This window comes from Edaphovirga cremea (assembly GCF_003332275.1).
Classification (GTDB): Bacteria; Pseudomonadota; Gammaproteobacteria; order Enterobacterales; family Enterobacteriaceae; genus Edaphovirga; species Edaphovirga cremea.
This window is the reverse complement of sequence record NZ_QOVA01000001.1, coordinates 573,125-589,271: the sequence shown is the minus strand read 5'-3', so window position 1 is coordinate 589,271 and position 16,147 is coordinate 573,125. Positions and strand designations below refer to the sequence as shown.

Below are 16,147 nucleotides of genomic sequence, written 5' to 3'. Positions count from 1 at the left end.
ATGCTAGAAGACTTCATGGTAGAAACTTTCATTAAGGTAATAAGATGAAAAATAAAGCGATCGCCGCAGTTATTCCTTTGGCCTTCATGCTAAGTGCATGTACCACCACTGTCGAGCCTGCGTTCAAGGATATTGGAACCCGTGCCGCACCGTGCGTCGATGGTGGCCCGGACGCTGTCGCACAACAATTCTTTGATCTGCGCATCCAGAAAGGTGCAACGGGTATGCCTGATGCGGCCACGTTGGCGCAATATCGTCCTTATCTCAGTACCGCGTTATACACCGCCTTTGTTAATGCCCAAAACGATCGGCAGGTTGACGTTGCCGCCACACCGAACGAAAAAGCGGGCGTGGCTGAAGGCGATATGTTCTCCAGCCTGTTTGAAGGGCCGACCAGCGCCACGGTCAATAGCGCATCGACCATCCTCAATACCGATGCCCGGAACATTCCGCTACGCGTGACCATGAGTCATGAAAAAGCCGACAGCGCGAAATCGAGCTGGCAGGATGAAGTTCTGATGGTTCGTGAAGGCACATGCTGGACCGTTGATGACGTCCGCTACATGGCCAATTGGGATTTCGCTTCCAGCGGCACCCTGCGTCAGGTCCTGGAAAAACGTTGATCTCTTCAGCAGGGAAGTATTCGCTGACTTCCCTGCGCCACGCTGTACATTTCCCCCCGGTTACACGCAACTTCCCCCGGTAATTGCGCTTTCTTCGCATTTCCCATCTTATAGGCACACAAACAAAGCAAAATCCCTACCCACTTTGCAAACAGTGCGACAATGCACGCCTTCGCCCACACAAAACCGCATTTTGTGCTATTTTTAAGAGGGTTTTGTGGCGTAGAGTAAATTTTAACGCACAATGATTGCATAAGTATTCTGTGGAAGTTAACATTTGCCACATCAATTGCTATTCAAATTCAGCGCATGAGTATTCAACTAAACGGTATAAACTGCTTTTATGGCGCACATCAGGCGCTATTCGATATTACACTCGACTGCCCTGCTGGCGAGACCCTGGTACTGCTGGGGCCGAGTGGCGCAGGTAAGAGTTCTTTGTTACGGGTGTTGAATCTGCTCGAAATGCCGCGTTCAGGCAAATTGCAGATTGCCGGTAACCAATTTGATTTTTCCCAGACGCCAGGTGAAAAAGCCATCCGCGAACTTCGTCAGAATGTCGGTATGGTTTTCCAGCAATACAATCTGTGGCCACATCTGACCGTACAGCAAAACCTGATCGAAGCGCCGTGCCGTGTGCTCGGGCTGTCTAAAGATCAGGCACTTGAGCGTGCGAAAAAATTACTGACCCGTCTGCGTCTCACCGACTTTGCCGATCGCTTCCCCCTGCATCTTTCTGGCGGTCAGCAACAGCGCGTGGCGATTGCCCGTGCGCTGATGATGGAGCCGCAAGTCCTGCTGTTTGACGAACCCACCGCGGCGCTTGATCCGGAAATTACGGCACAGATTGTCAGCATTATCCGTGAACTTGCCGGGACGGGAATTACCCAGGTTATCGTTACGCATGAAGTGGAAGTTGCCCGCAAGACGGCAAGTCGTGTGGTCTACATGGAAAACGGCCACGTTGTCGAGCAGGGTAACGCCAGCCGTTTCTCACAACCGCAAACCGCAGAGTTTGCAAGTTACTTATCCCATTGATCTCTTTTTCGGAGTTTGCGATGAAAAAATTAATAATTGCTGCCGTCTTGGCGGGTATCAGCGTCTCAGCCACGGCTGCCGAAAACATTCGTTTCGCCACGGAAGCGACCTATGCACCGTTTGAATTTGTTGATGCCAGCAACAATATCCAGGGTTTTGATATTGATTTGGCCAATGCGCTGTGTAAAGAGATTGAGGCCAACTGTACCTTTACCAATCAGGCTTTCGACAGCCTGATCCCAAGCCTGAAATTCCGCCGTGTAGACGCGGTGATCTCAGGTATGGATATCACCCCGGAACGCCTGAAGCAGGTCTCCTTTACCAAACCTTATTACGACAACTCGGCGTTGTTCATTTCTGAAAAGGGCAAATTCACCAGCCTTGCCGATCTGAAAGGCAAACGCGTAGGTATGCAGAACGGTTCTACCCACCAGAAATTCCTGATGGAGAAACATCCGGAGATTACTGCCGTACCTTATGACAGCTATCAGAATGCGGTTCTTGATCTGAAGAATGGTCGTCTGGATGCCGTTTTCGGTGATACCGCTGTCGTGAATGAATGGCTGAAACAGAATGCCAATCTGACTGCCGTTGGCGATAAAGTCACCGATGCCGACTATTTCGGTACCGGACTGGGCATTGCGGTTCGTCAGAACAATACCGAATTGCTGGGTAAACTGGATGCCGCGCTGGCAAAAGCGAAGCAGGATGGGACTTACGAGACCATTTATAAAAAATGGTTTCAGCAGTAATCTAAACACTGATGAATGAATTCCAACCGCTATTAAGTGCCGCCGGGATGACCGTCGGCCTTGCCGTTTGCGCACTGGTGCTCGGTCTTATCCTGGCGATGCTGTTTGCCGTCTGGGAGTCCTCTCGCTTGAAAGTGGTGAGTTGGATTGGCACTGGCGTGGTGACGCTACTACGGGGGCTGCCAGAGATTCTGGTGGTGCTGTTTATCTATTTCGGCTCGTCGCAGCTCATGTTGATGCTGTCTGACGGCTTTGCCATCAACTTTTATTTTTTCCAGATCCCCGTCAAGTTAAACATTGATACCTTTGAAGTCAGCCCGTTCCTTTGCGGTGTGATAGCACTGGCGTTGCTCTACGCTGCCTATGCATCCCAGACGCTGCGCGGCGCGCTCAAAGCCGTTCCACACGGACAATGGGAATCTGGTCAGGCGCTGGGCATGAGTAAGTCGGGTATTTTTTTCCGGCTGATTATGCCGCAGATGTGGCGGCATGCCCTGCCCGGTCTGGGCAACCAATGGTTGGTGCTATTGAAGGATACTGCGCTGGTTTCGCTGATCAGCGTGAACGATCTGATGCTGCAAACCAAGAGTATCGCCACCCGCACGCAGGAGCCGTTCAACTGGTATATGATCGCAGCCGCGATTTATCTGGTGGTTACGCTACTCAGTCAGTTCATCATTAAACGCATCGAACTCCGTACTACCCGTTTTGAACGGAGGCCGTCGTAATGCTTGAATACTTGCCTGAGATCCTGAAAGGGTTGCACACCAGCCTGACCCTGACCATTGCGTCGCTGATTGTGGCCTTGATTCTGTCATTGCTGTTTACCATGATTCTGGCGTTGAAGATGCCGGTCGTCAGCCAACTGGTGAAAGGCTACATTACGCTTTTTACCGGCACGCCACTGCTGGTACAGATATTCCTGATCTATTACGGTCCCGGTCAGTTCCCAACGATTCGCGAATATCCGTGGCTGTGGAATCTGCTTTCGCAGCCGTGGCTTTGCGCGATGATTGCCCTGGCCTTGAACAGTGCGGCGTACACCACCCAGCTTTTCTATGGTGCGGTGCGAGCCATTCCTGAAGGGCAGTGGCAGTCTTGCGAAGCGTTGGGTATGTCGAAGAAACAGTCTTTGCGCATTCTCCTGCCCTTTGCTTTCAAACGCGCGCTGTCATCGTATTCCAATGAAGTGGTGTTGGTTTTCAAGAGTACGTCGCTTGCTTATACCATCACGCTGATGGAAGTCATGGGACACAGCCAACTGATGTATGGCCGAACCTACGACGTCATGGTGTTCGGTGCCGCCGGGATAGTTTATCTGTGTGTCAACGGCTTGCTGACCTTGATGATGAGGTTGATAGAGAGTCGGGCGCTGGCTTTCGAACGGCGTAACTAAAAGATATTCCGATATGAAAAGGCGATCATCGATCGCCTTTTTTATTGCCTTCAATTAATTTTTTAATCACTTATATTGCATATTAATTCATATAATGGCATGGTAACAATACTGGCCCTTTCGTCAATGACACCTGTAGGTGGGTGTTATAGTTAATAAAATTATATCAATGACGATCATAGGGAGTTCATCATATTGCACAGGAGTCTTTGCATGAAAAAACTGTTACTGGCCACCGTTCTGGCAAGTTTGGCTTTCAGCGCCACCGCCGCAGATACCGTTCGTTTTGCGTCGTCGGCCACCTACCCGCCCTTTGAATCCCTTGATGCCAGCAACGAGATTGTGGGTTTTGATATGGACTTGGCGAAGGCGCTCTGCAAGCAGATGCAGGCAGAATGTACCTTCACCAATCAGGCCTTTGACAGTCTGATCCCGGCGCTGAAATTCCGCCGTTACGACGCCGTGATTTCCGGTATGGACATCACGCCAGAACGCAGCAAGCAGGTTTCGTTTACCCAACCTTACTACGCCAATTCGGCAATCGTGATTGCGCATAAAGGTAAATACCAGTCACTGGCCGATCTGAAAGGCAAGAAAGTCGGGATGGAAAACGGGACAACGCACCAGAAATACCTGCAGGAAAAACACCCGGAAATTAATACGATGTCCTATGACAGTTATCAGAATGCGATTCTGGATCTGAAAAATGGCCGATTGGATGGCGTATTTGGCGACACCGCCGTGGTGAATGAATGGCTGAAAGCTGACACCAATCTGGCAACGGTTGGAGAGCACGTTACCGATCCGCAATACTTCGGCATCGGTCTTGGTATCGCCGTTCGCCCAGACAATACCGCACTGCTGGAAAAACTGAATACCGCGCTGACGGCAATCAAAGCAGACGGCACCTATAAGTCTATCAATGACAAATGGTTTCCTGAATAAGCCATAAAAATTGCTTGAGTTACAAGCCGGAAGATAACGTCAGCGCGCGTTATTGTTCCGGCTTTTTATTGGCTTTTCGTTTAAGAAACAAAAACCATTTTCAAGAAAATTCCTGCTGAAAGTTGCTGCATGTCTCTCAATAATATAAATCATTACATAGATTTCATTTGGAAGGAGATCGTCGTCACACTACATTGGTGCAATGCCCCTTAAAATAACCTCCCGATAACTTGTCAAAGAGAGTCATTATGCACCCACGTTTTCATACCGCCTTCGCTGAACTCCCGGCGTCTCTGCAAACCGCCCTTGAGCCGCTGATGCGTCATGATGACTTTCCGTCCATGCTGACTGCACAACAGGTTGACGCAGTAAAAGATGCGTGTGGATTGGACAATGATACGCTGGCTTTTGCACTTTTGCCTCTGGCAGCCGCCTGCTCAATCACTCCGATTTCACACTTTCAGGTCGGGGCGATTGCACGCGGCGTAAGCGGCAACCTCTACTTCGGTGCCAATATTGAATTCAGTGGCGCACCGTTGCAGCAAACCATTCATGCCGAACAGTGCGCGGTTTCTCACGCCTGGCTGCGTGGTGAAAAATCGCTGGCCTCTATCACGGTGAATTACACGCCGTGCGGTCACTGCCGCCAGTTTATGAATGAGTTAAACAGCGGAACTGGATTGGCTATTCGCCTGCCGGGTCGCGCGCCAGCCACGCTAGGTGATTATTTACCTGATGCTTTTGGACCGAAAGATCTGAACATCACCACCCTGCTGATGGATACCATCAACCATGGCTTTACATTGGCGGAAACTGACGCGCTCAGCGCACAGGCGCTTGATGCGCTAAACCAGAGTCATGCGCCTTATAGCAATGCGCAAAGTGGTGTCGCGTTGGAAACCCATGACGGCAAGATTTACACGGGCCGCTACGCCGAAAATGCCGCGTTCAACCCAAGCCTCCCTCCTTTGCAGGCTGCACTGGTACTGATGACGATGTCTGGCGCTGATTGTCAGCAAATCAACCGAGCGGTATTGATTGAACGCAATGGCGCGAACCTCAGCCAGTTCGACGCCACGCGCGCGACATTGGCCGCTCTCGGCTGCCAAAACCTCACGCATCATCGGGTTTGATACCCTTCATTGCGCTCTCCTTCTGACGGAGAGCGCAATGCTCGCTCCCAATGCGCCTCACCCCTCCCTGCTTCGCCCCAGAATAAAAACCCTTGATGTATTCGATTCGTTTATACCGCCTGCTTTATGTTACTAACAAAAGCTGTACATATTTTCTTTATCTTTTAGGATCACCTCTCCTACACCCAAACTGAGACCGTGAAGAGTAAAACCGATGGAACTTGAATACGAAAGTAAACGTCCTCTGTATATCCCTTACGCTGGCCCAATCCTGCTTGAATTTCCATTATTGAACAAAGGAAGCGCATTCACTGAAGAAGAGCGCAGCCACTTCAACTTGCACGGATTGCTGCCTGAAGCAGTAGAAACCATTGAAGAACAGGTCGAAAGAGCCTGGCGACAGTTTTTGGATTTTAAAAGTGACATAGATAAGCACATCTATCTGCGCAATATTCAGGACACCAATGAAACGCTGTTCTATCGTCTTTTAGACAGTCATCTCAGCGAAATGATGCCCATTATCTATACGCCAACCGTCGGTGAAGCCTGCGAGCATTTCTCTGATATCTACCGTCGCGCCCGCGGTTTGTTCATCTCTTACCCCAATCGTGACCGTATCGATGATATGTTGCAGAACGCCACCAAGCAGAATGTAAAAGTGATCGTCGTAACCGACGGCGAGCGCATTCTCGGTTTGGGCGATCAGGGCATTGGCGGAATGGGCATTCCAATCGGTAAACTTTCCCTGTATACCGCATGCGGTGGCATCAGCCCAGCCTATACATTGCCGGTGGTGTTGGATGCCGGTACCAATAATCAGCAATTGCTGAACGATCCGCTGTATATGGGGTGGCGTAATCCACGCGTGACCGGTGAGGAGTACAATGCGTTCGTTGAGGAGTTCATTCAGGCCGTCAAACGTCGCTGGCCAAATGTCCTGCTGCAATTCGAAGACTTTGCCCAGAACAATGCGACCCCACTGCTGAACCGCTATCGCAATGAGATCTGCTGCTTCAATGATGATATCCAGGGTACCGCGGCGGTAACGATTGGCAGTTTGATTGCCGCAAGCCGCGCCGCAGGCAGTCGTCTGCGCGATCAAACGGTGACTTTCCTTGGTGCGGGTTCTGCGGGCTGCGGTATCGCTGAACAGATCGTTGCGCAGATGAAGTCAGAAGGTTTGAGCGAAGACGAAGCCCGTGCGAGGGTATTCATGGTCGATCGTTTTGGCCTGCTTACTGATAAACTTCCCAACCTGCTCGACTTCCAAAGCAAGCTGGTGCAAAAGAGCGAAAAGCTCAAAAGTTGGGCGCTGAATAACGACGCGATCTCGTTGCTGGACGTGGTGCGCAATGCAAAACCGACTATCCTGATCGGTGTTTCAGGTCAGCCTGGTCTGTTTACGGAAGAGTTGATCCGGGAAATGCACAGTCACTGCGCACGACCGATAGTCATGCCGCTGAGCAACCCGACCTCACGCGTTGAAGCGCGTCCGGAAGACATCATTAACTGGACCGAGGGTGCAGCGCTGGTGGCTACGGGCAGCCCATTCTCGCCGGTTCACTACAAAGGCCGGGTCTACCCCATCGCCCAATGTAATAACTCCTATATTTTCCCAGGTATTGGTCTTGGCGTACTCGCTTCAGGTGCCAAACGCGTGACGGACGGTATGTTGATGGCGGCAAGCCGCGCACTGGCGGATTGCTCCCCCTTGGCGACAGACGGTCAGGGGTCATTATTGCCGGCGATCGATGATATCCAGGGCGTTTCCAGGGTGATTGCCATGGAGGTTGGTAAAGCCGCGCAACTACAGGGTGTCGCCGTCGTCACGTCTGAAGATGCGCTATCCAAAGCCATCGAACACAATTTCTGGCAGCCACAATATCGCATCTACAAGCGCACTTCCTTCTGAATGCAACACGTCAGAACGCTGGATGCTTAAGGTCAGGCCGAGCGGGTTTCATGCCCGCTCTGCTGACGTAATATCATCTGGTCAGTTCCTTAAAATCTTAAAATGGCTAAAAACGGCGAAAAATGCAACGAAGCGCCCTCTACAGGCCGCTGCGTTCTTGCTTACCACCAGCGGGTGAAGTAGCCTTGAATTTTCCTTACCCATCAGAATTCATAGGGCAAAACAATGTGGAAGCGTCTGGTAGTCAGCTTTTTCAGCATCGTTATTTTGGTGCTGCTGACCGCTATTGCGCTCGACCGCTGGATGAGTTGGAAAACAGCTGACTATATTTACGATGAAATCCAGGAATTGCCGCATCGGCAGGTCGGCGTGGTGTTGGGTACCGCCAAGTATTATCGCACGGGTGTCATTAATCAGTACTATCTCTATCGGATTCAGGGCGCGCTGAACGCCTACAACAGCGGCAAGGTAAGCTATCTGCTGCTGAGCGGGGATAACGCCGCACAAAATTATAACGAACCGATGACCATGCGGCGTGACCTGATTGCCGCCGGTGTTCCGCCCAGTGATATCGTGCTTGATTACGCCGGTTTCCGCACGCTGGATACCATTGTCCGCACGCGCAAAGTTTTTGATACCAATGACTTTCTGATTATTACCCAACGTTTCCACTGCGAACGTGCCCTGTTTATCGCCTTGCACATGGGGATTCAGGCACAGTGCTATGCTGTACCCTCTCCCAAAGACATGCTGTCAGTTCGTGTCCGTGAGGTTTTTGCCCGTCTCGGCGCCTTGAGTGACCTCTATATCCTTAAGCGTGAACCTCGTTTCCTTGGCCCGTTGATCCCCATTCCCGCAGTACATAAAGTCCCGGACGATGCGCAAGGTTATCCTGCCGTTACCCCGGAACAGGTGCTGGAACTGCAGAATAAACTGGAAAAGGAAAAGAAGAAGAGTCAGAAAGTGGATGCGGAGAATGAGTTGGAAAGCCATTAAAAAACGCGGCCCATTTCCGGCACCGCGTTTTCCTTTATCTATCCGTCATACCTGTCATACTTCAACTCGAATTATTTCGGGTATAACGTATTAATTTAATCTATTCTTATTTCTTCTTAGAATATTTCAATGAATCCAACGCCACGGCGAAAATGATAATTCCGCCTTTGATGATGTATTGCCAGTAAGGGTTAACACCAATATACGTCAAACCATAGTTGATGACGGTGAAGATGAGAACCCCGGTCACCACCCCCGCAACCGTACCGACCCCACCGGCAAACGAGACGCCGCCGACCACACAGGCTGCGATGGCATCCAACTCATACATAAAACCGAGGTTATTGGTGGCACTGCCGATACGCCCCGCTTCCAGTAAACCACCGAAGGCATAGAAGACGCCTGACAAGGCATAAATCATGATCAGGTTTAGCGGAACGTTAACACCGGACACTTTGGCCGCTTCCGGGTTACCGCCGATGGCGAAGATATTTTTACCGAAGCGTGTTTTGTTCCACAGTATCCAGACAAAGATAATCGCAATCAGCGCATAGAAGGTGATGTACGAGAGCTTAAAGTCACCCATGCGGATAAAGCCCTGGGCAAAGGTCGAGAAACCAGAATCAAAACCGGCAATCGGCGATGCTCCCACAAAGTCGTAATACAGGGAGTTAATACCGTATACGATAATCATGGTACCCAACGTGGTGATAAACGGCGTCACGTTCAGATAGGCAATGATAATACCGTTGATCAAGCCAATGATCGCACCAATAATACATACGGTAAGAATAACCAGTGGAATAGGTACTGTATCAAGGTTCGGGAAAACTTTATTGACGTTATCCATCGCCTGCAACATCGTTGCGGCAACTACAGCGGCCAAACCGACCTGACGCCCTGCGGAAAGGTCAGTACCCTGCGTAACGATCAGCCCCGCCACGCCCAGGGCAATAATAATACGCACTGAGGACTGGGTCAGAATGTTACTCAAGTTCATCAGACTGAGGAAAGTGGGATCCTGGAAAATAATAATTGCCAGCAATACAAATAGTACAACATAAATCGCGCCCTCTTTAAGATAAGTGAGCATGCTTTTCTTATTTAACGCATTCATAATAAGAACCCTTAAAAATTAGAGGTGCAAGGATGCAAGGCGTAATATTTCACTTTGCGAGGTATTTTTGGTTTCAACAATACCCGCAACCAATCCATTGCTCATAACAAGTATTCGGTCTGTGATACCCAATAATTCTGGCATTTCGGAGGAGATGATAATAATCCCCTTCTCTTTTTTCGCCAGTTCGATAATCAGTTGATATATTTCAAACTTTGCGCCCACATCAATACCGCGGGTCGGTTCATCAAGCATCAGGATTTCGGGCTGGGTCAATAACCAACGACCGATAATGACTTTCTGCTGATTCCCCCCAGACAGAGAACCAATATTGGTTTTTTGCCCCGGTGTTTTTACCCGCATTGAATCAATGACCCACTGCGTATCACTCTTCATGCGGGTATTATCCAGCAACCCCATGCGGTTTTTATAATTACGGATATTGGCGATCAGCGAGTTGAAACCAATGTCCAGATAGGCATAAATGCCGGTCGCGCGACGCTCTTCGGTAACCAGCGCAAAGCCATGGTTAATTGCTTCATTCGCGCTGTGGTTATTGATTTTTTTACCGTGCAATTTAATGGTACCGCTGACTTTCTCGCGAATACCAAAAAGTGTTTCAACAATATCGGTTCTTTTCGCACCAACCAGTCCGGCAATTCCCAATATTTCGCCTTTGTGCAGATCAAACGAAATATCGCGAATCGATGGTTGCCGCAGCGACGTCAGATTTTTCACCTCAAGAATCACCTCTCCCGGCGTATTCTGGCGGTCAGGAAAGCGCTGGCTCAGTGAACGCCCGACCATCATCGAGATGATCTGATCCATATTCATCCCTTCAAGCGGTTGGGTAGTAATCCACTGGCCATCGCGCAGAATCGTTATCTCATCACACAACTGGAAAATCTCTTCCATCTTGTGCGAGATATAAACAATGCCGCACCCACGCTCTTTCAGTTTACGGATGATGGTGAACAAATGGTTCACTTCCCTTTCCGTCAGTGACGACGTGGGCTCATCCATAATCACGATTTTGGCATTATAGGAAAATGCTTTGGCGATCTCGATCATCTGCATTTGTGACACGGAAAGCTTGCCTACTTTTTCACGTGGATCGATATCGATATCCAGTTCATCAAAGATGGCTTTTGTGTCTTGGTACATTTTGTCCTGATCGACAAAAAAACCTTTAGTCGGATAACGACCCAGCCACATGTTATCCATTACGGTGCGCTGCAATACCAGGTTCAATTCCTGGTGCACCATAGACACGCCCTGTTCCAGCGCCTCTTTGGAGCTTTTGAAATCAACTTCCTTTCCCTGGAAAAGAATGCTTCCGGAATCTTTACTGTAAATGCCAAACAGACATTTTAATAACGTGGATTTCCCTGCGCCATTTTCCCCCATCAATGCATGGATGGAATGCGGACGAACTTTCAGGTTGACGTTATCCAGTGCCTTCACGCCGGGAAATGACTTATCAATGTTAGTCATTTCCAGCAACCACTCGCGCGGTTGTTCCGTATTAATATCGGCCATAGTTACACCTGGCTAAGAATAAAAAGTCTCACGATGCGTTGACTAGTTTCTGTCAACAGCATCAGGAGGGATCCCGGTACTGCTGATAAATACTATTCTCATGGTCCTGACGGTACTATTAAACGCTGCCGGTAATTATTCACCGGCAGCGCTACATGTGCTTAAGTCAGTTATAAAAGGGTATTAATCCTGCACAGGCTTATTTAATAAACTGCGCCAGACTGTCTTTATCTACACCTACGTAAGGAATACGAACCACTTTGTTATCGAGTTTCCAGTTGGTGCCTGCAGCGGCTGGTTTGCCCTCAGCCAGGTTTTTCGCCAGTTGGAAGGTTGCCTTCGCCTGATTGTTGGCATCGTTCAGAACGGTACCAGCCATTGCACCAGACTTGACCAGTGCCAGGGCTTCTGGCAGGGCGTCAACACCGAATACCGGAATTGATGATTTGTTGTGGGCTTTCAGTGCTTCTACGGCACCCATCGCCATCGCATCGTTGTTGGCAATAACCACTTCGATTTTGTTGGCGTTCGGGCCGGATAACCAGGCATCCATTTTATCTTTCGCCTGAGCGGTATCCCACATGGCAGTATCAAGCGCCAATTCTTTAGTTTTGAGATTGTCTTTATTCAGGGTATCAACAACATATTTGGTGCGTGCTTCCGCATCTGGATGACCTGGTTCACCTTTCAGCAGAACAAAATCGATCACGCCATCTTTGTTCAGATCCCATTGAGGATTGGCTTTCCAGTGCTTCTCAATCAATTTACCCTGTATGACGCCGGATTCTTTGGAGTCAGTACCGACGTAATAGGCTTTGTCGTAGCTGTCCAACGCTTTGCGGGAGGGTTCTTTGTTGTAGAACACAACCGGCACATCATTGCCGCGCGCCTTTTCGATAATGACAGGAGCAGCAGCCGGGTCAACCAGGTTAATCGCCAGCGCTTTCACGCCTTTAGCCAGCAGAACGTCGATTTGATCATTCTGTTTGGACTGGTCATTCTGGGAGTCATTCATCAGCAGCGTGATGTCGGAAGACGATTTCGCTTCTTTCTCGATGGCTTTACGCACTACGGACATAAAGTTGTCGTCGTATTTGTAGATTGTGACGCCAATACGGGTATCTGCATGGGCAGCGGCACCAAACATCATGCTGGCAGCCAGAGCGGCTAAGGTGAAAACCTTCTTATTCATTTGTATCTCCGGTTTGTGTAGGGGTAGTTCTGGTTACCGACCGTCCTCCGTGACACTTGCCATTCCTGCAAAACGCTGTGTTGCTCAATGTGTTATTACGTCATGCTGCGCCTTCATACTGCATCTTCATATAATGGAATGCATTGACACATTTCGACAGAAAACGCCTGAATCATAATCGCTGTGTTGTTAATAAACTGTGAATTTTCTCACACTTTGAAAACGGTTACACAAGAATAAATCTTTAGGAAGTGACCGGAGCCACATTCTGTCGCATGGCAACCGAGTGACGCCTGACCAGCGTTGGCATAAAACAGTGCGTAACCAGCGGATCGAGTTGATTCGCCGCCCCTTTCAATGCCAGTTCAGTCGCCAAAGTTGCCATGGAAACAATTGGATAGCGCACAGTCGTCAGCTTTGGGCTGGTGTAACGGGCAATGGGGATATCATCAAAACCTACCAGCGAAACCTGCTGGGGAACGCTGATACCGTTTTCTTTCAAAACGGCCATTGCACCGGCGGCCATTGAGTCATTATAGGCAAACAATCCGGTAAGCTGGAGATTTCGCCCCAACAACTCAACCATGGCTGCTTCACCCCCTTGCAGGTCAGGTGAGCCGCTGGCTCGCCATGCATCCGGGGGGGTAAGCAACGCATCATTCATTGCCTGTATATATCCCTGATACCGTTGGCAGTCATCCTCAATCGGGTGATTGGAACCGATGTAAGCGATACGTTGATGCCCCTGCGAGAGCAACAGGCGCGTAGCCATCTGCGCACCCGTAATGTTATCAAGCCCCACGCAGCGATGTTCATAGCCCGTTACAATTCTGTTAATCAAAACCATACCCGGAATCTGATCCATAAATGTTGCCAATTCCTGATCGCTCAGTGCCTTCGCATGAACGATGAGTGCATTGCATCGCTGACGGATCAGTACTTCAATCGCATGACGTTCTTTTTCGGCCTGATGATAACTATTGCCAATCAATACGTATTTCTGATGCTGCTGGGCAACGGTGTCAACCGCTTTGACCAACGCGCCAAAAAAGGGATCGGAGACATCCATCACCACCACACCAATGGTGTCGCTGGTTTGAGTCGCCAGTGCCTGCGCGTTGGCGTTGGGCCGGTAACCCAATTCCGCCGCCGCCTTTAATACCCCTTCACGGGTATCTTTACTGGCAATAGCCGAATTATTGAGGACACGGGAGACCGTGGCTACAGAGACTCCCGCCAGCCTGGCTACATCACGAATAGTGATCATCGGGCGCTCCGTAAGTGTGGGTGTAAAACTGACACAGGCAGGCAAAATATGCGTCAGTATTACCGTAACCGGTTGAAAAATTGGAACAAGAGGTCGGTACAGTGATCATGTAGGCGTCCTGTTATTAGGTTTATTGATCGGCTTTCGCTGCACGATCGCTATCCTAACTGCTTTATCATCGCGTCTGCGTGAATCTCGTCACAGGAAAGAAAACGTTTTCATACATTTTTGCAACTTTTTTCATACCTGCAAAAGATGCGTTACATGCAAACAAAAACGCCTCCAGGCGGAGGCGTTGAGGAAGAATGGAGCTCAGGAGATATCAAGGATTGGCCGAGGGTATCACCGGTTGGCCTGCTGCCAGCGTGGTCAAACGACGCCATAACCATTCCATCGGACCCTGTGAAAAATAGCGCAGCCAGTACAAGGAGAACAACAGGTTAATGAGCCACACAACGGGGACTATTGCCAGTAATTGCAGGCGGTTGAAGCGCTCAAACAGTTCGAAATGATAGAATAGTGTCGTACAGATCAGCGTCTGGAGCAGATAGTTGCTCAGTGCCATCCGGCCAATTTGGGTAAACCAAAAACTGATACGCAATTTTGCCAGCGTCGGCCAAAAACCATAGCAGAGAGCCAGATAACCCACCGTTTGCATTGCCCCACCTATTTCGCGTGGGGCCTGTAACAGAAAACCGCTCCAACGGTAGTCCCATCCCAGTCGCCATTGCAGGATAACGGCAGGAATCTGTATCACCATTGAAAGCGTTATCAGTCCAAAAGCCAAACGCCGGTAATGGCCCAGACTGAACTCACCCCGCAGCCATCCGCTGCGCATCAATCCGGCACCAAATAACATCGCACCTGCGAGTTCCCAGCCGTACTGCGCACCAATGGCGATCATTGTAGAAGAAAGCAAATCCAGCCGGTTACTCCACGCCATTAAACCGCCCTGCAGCTTCCAGTAGCGTTCATACATCAGGTCAGAGGCACCCGGTAACCAAAAGCTGCCCGGCTTTCCATGGGTGATAAAGGCAAACATGATTAAAATGGCCACGCCAATCGTGAACAGCATGGCACCGGTTCGCAGCAGCGTTTTACTGCTCTTGGCCTCGCGAATCATCCGCCAGCACACCAGGCCAATCAAACCATACGAGAGCAGGATATCGCCATCCCAGAAGAAAATGGCATGAACCAGGCCAAATAGCAGCAGCCAGGACAGTCGCGCCTGAATCCAGCGTTTGCCTCGGGGCAGCAACAGTTGCAAGCCCGCACCAAATAACAGCGCAAACATAATCAGGAATTTTGCCTGGGCGAAAATATCCAGCAGTGCCCAGGTCCAGGCATCTATCGTGCTCGGCAGGCCTTTATAGGCAGGATTAAGGTAAGCGGCCTTGGGCAAGCCAAAGGCACTGATATTGAGTAGCAGAATGCCAAGAATGGCAATGCCACGTGCGCAGTCCAGAGTTGCGATTCGTTGGCGCATAGTCACCATCCTGCTGAATTCGATCGGCACCCGTGTCGGTGCCGTTGCTAGGAAAGGGTCTGGTTACGGGCGATCAGCTATGGTGACGAACGGCGCGCAAAAACTCCTGACGGGTATTCTGGCTGGATTTAAACAGCCCACCGAGCGAAGTCGTCGTGGTTGCGCTGGTCGCATCGCGGATCCCGCGGGCTTTGACGCAGTAATGTACGGCATCAATGCTTACCGCTACATTATTGGTTCCCAGCAAGGTTTGCAGGGCAAGGAGAATCTGTTGGGTCAAACGTTCCTGAACCTGTGGACGTTGGGAAAAAAACTGCACAATGCGGTTAATCTTCGACAAACCAATCACCGATTCTTTCGGAATGTACGCCACGGTTGCCTTGCCATCAATTGTGACAAAGTGGTGTTCGCAGGTACTGGTCAGCGTGATATCGCGCACGGTCACCATTTCATCCACTTTCATCTTGTTTTCGATGAGCGTGATTTTGGGAAAGTTCGCGTAATCCAGACCGGAGAAGATCTCATCGACATACATTTTCGCAATGCGATGTGGCGTCTCTGCCAGACTGTCGTCGGAAAGATCGAGATTCAGAAGCTGCATAATCCCGGTCATATGCTCTTCGATACGCTTTTTGCGCGTCTCACGATCGAGCAGAGGTTCCCCACGCAAAGGGGTTTCCAGGCCACGGGCCATCAGTGCCTCGTGGACCAACGCAGCTTCTTTACTGAGTGATGCCATATTTCTCTCCTG

General features: G+C 50.0%; 15 protein-coding genes. 9 read left to right on the top strand and 6 right to left on the bottom strand.

Annotated features, from left to right (window positions below; genetic code table 11):
* Nucleotides 1–44 precede the first annotated feature (44 nt).
* From DRI82_RS02715 to sanA, 9 genes are all read left to right on the top strand, one after another.
* Complete coding sequence (locus DRI82_RS02715) at nucleotides 45–623, top strand: lipoprotein (RefSeq protein ID WP_114191948.1); 579 nt, start codon at nucleotides 45–47, stop codon at nucleotides 621–623.
* A gap of 309 nt (nucleotides 624–932) precedes the next feature.
* Nucleotides 933–1,661: an arginine ABC transporter ATP-binding protein ArtP gene (artP, locus tag DRI82_RS02710; RefSeq protein ID WP_114191947.1), complete on the top strand. Its 729-nt coding sequence runs from the start codon at nucleotides 933–935 to the stop codon at nucleotides 1,659–1,661.
* 20 nt (nucleotides 1,662–1,681) lie between these two features.
* Nucleotides 1,682–2,413, top strand: coding sequence for an arginine ABC transporter substrate-binding protein (gene artJ / locus DRI82_RS02705; protein ID WP_114191946.1), 732 nt, complete (start codon nucleotides 1,682–1,684; stop codon nucleotides 2,411–2,413).
* A gap of 11 nt (nucleotides 2,414–2,424) precedes the next feature.
* Nucleotides 2,425–3,141, top strand: a complete 717-nt coding sequence (gene artQ / locus DRI82_RS02700) for an arginine ABC transporter permease ArtQ (protein ID WP_114191945.1) — start codon at nucleotides 2,425–2,427, stop codon at nucleotides 3,139–3,141.
* Nucleotides 3,141–3,809 carry an arginine ABC transporter permease ArtM gene (gene artM, locus DRI82_RS02695; RefSeq protein ID WP_114191944.1) on the top strand — a complete coding sequence of 223 codons (669 nt, stop codon included), beginning with the start codon at nucleotides 3,141–3,143 and terminating at the stop codon, nucleotides 3,807–3,809. Before artQ ends, artM begins: the two co-directional genes overlap by 1 nt.
* 213 nt (nucleotides 3,810–4,022) lie before the next feature.
* Nucleotides 4,023–4,754, top strand: coding sequence for an arginine ABC transporter substrate-binding protein (locus DRI82_RS02690; protein WP_114191943.1), 732 nt, complete (start codon nucleotides 4,023–4,025; stop codon nucleotides 4,752–4,754).
* A 248-nt stretch (nucleotides 4,755–5,002) separates the two neighbouring features.
* On the top strand, nucleotides 5,003–5,887 hold the full coding sequence (gene cdd / locus DRI82_RS02685; RefSeq protein WP_114191942.1) for a cytidine deaminase: 885 nt from the start codon (nucleotides 5,003–5,005) through the stop codon (nucleotides 5,885–5,887).
* A gap of 214 nt (nucleotides 5,888–6,101) precedes the next feature.
* Nucleotides 6,102–7,799, top strand: a complete 1,698-nt coding sequence (locus DRI82_RS02680) for an NAD-dependent malic enzyme (protein ID WP_114191941.1) — start codon at nucleotides 6,102–6,104, stop codon at nucleotides 7,797–7,799.
* A 225-nt stretch (nucleotides 7,800–8,024) separates the two neighbouring features.
* Entirely contained in the window at nucleotides 8,025–8,795 is a 771-nt protein-coding gene (gene sanA / locus DRI82_RS02675) for an outer membrane permeability protein SanA (protein ID WP_114191940.1), read from the top strand.
* Nucleotides 8,796–8,901: 106 nt separating this feature from the next.
* Here sanA and mglC read toward each other — a convergent pair whose 3' ends face one another.
* The 6 genes from mglC to folE all read right to left on the bottom strand — a co-directional run bounded on the left by mglC (nucleotide 8,902) and on the right by folE (nucleotide 16,135).
* Nucleotides 8,902–9,912, bottom strand: coding sequence for a galactose/methyl galactoside ABC transporter permease MglC (gene mglC / locus DRI82_RS02670; RefSeq protein ID WP_114191939.1), 1,011 nt, complete (start codon nucleotides 9,910–9,912; stop codon nucleotides 8,902–8,904).
* A gap of 18 nt (nucleotides 9,913–9,930) precedes the next feature.
* Nucleotides 9,931–11,451, bottom strand: a complete 1,521-nt coding sequence (gene mglA / locus DRI82_RS02665) for a galactose/methyl galactoside ABC transporter ATP-binding protein MglA (protein ID WP_114191938.1) — start codon at nucleotides 11,449–11,451, stop codon at nucleotides 9,931–9,933.
* A gap of 199 nt (nucleotides 11,452–11,650) precedes the next feature.
* Entirely contained in the window at nucleotides 11,651–12,643 is a 993-nt protein-coding gene (gene mglB, locus DRI82_RS02660; RefSeq protein WP_114191937.1) for a galactose/glucose ABC transporter substrate-binding protein MglB, read from the bottom strand.
* A 244-nt stretch (nucleotides 12,644–12,887) separates the two neighbouring features.
* Nucleotides 12,888–13,910 carry an HTH-type transcriptional regulator GalS gene (gene galS / locus DRI82_RS02655; RefSeq protein WP_114191936.1) on the bottom strand — a complete coding sequence of 341 codons (1,023 nt, stop codon included), beginning with the start codon at nucleotides 13,908–13,910 and terminating at the stop codon, nucleotides 12,888–12,890.
* Between the two features lie 322 nt (nucleotides 13,911–14,232).
* Nucleotides 14,233–15,396: a DUF418 domain-containing protein YeiB gene (yeiB, locus tag DRI82_RS02650; protein ID WP_114191935.1), complete on the bottom strand. Its 1,164-nt coding sequence runs from the start codon at nucleotides 15,394–15,396 to the stop codon at nucleotides 14,233–14,235.
* A 73-nt stretch (nucleotides 15,397–15,469) separates the two neighbouring features.
* A complete protein-coding gene (folE, locus tag DRI82_RS02645; RefSeq protein ID WP_114191934.1) occupies nucleotides 15,470–16,135 on the bottom strand; it encodes a GTP cyclohydrolase I FolE in 666 nt (221 codons plus the stop codon).
* Nucleotides 16,136–16,147 lie beyond the last annotated feature (12 nt).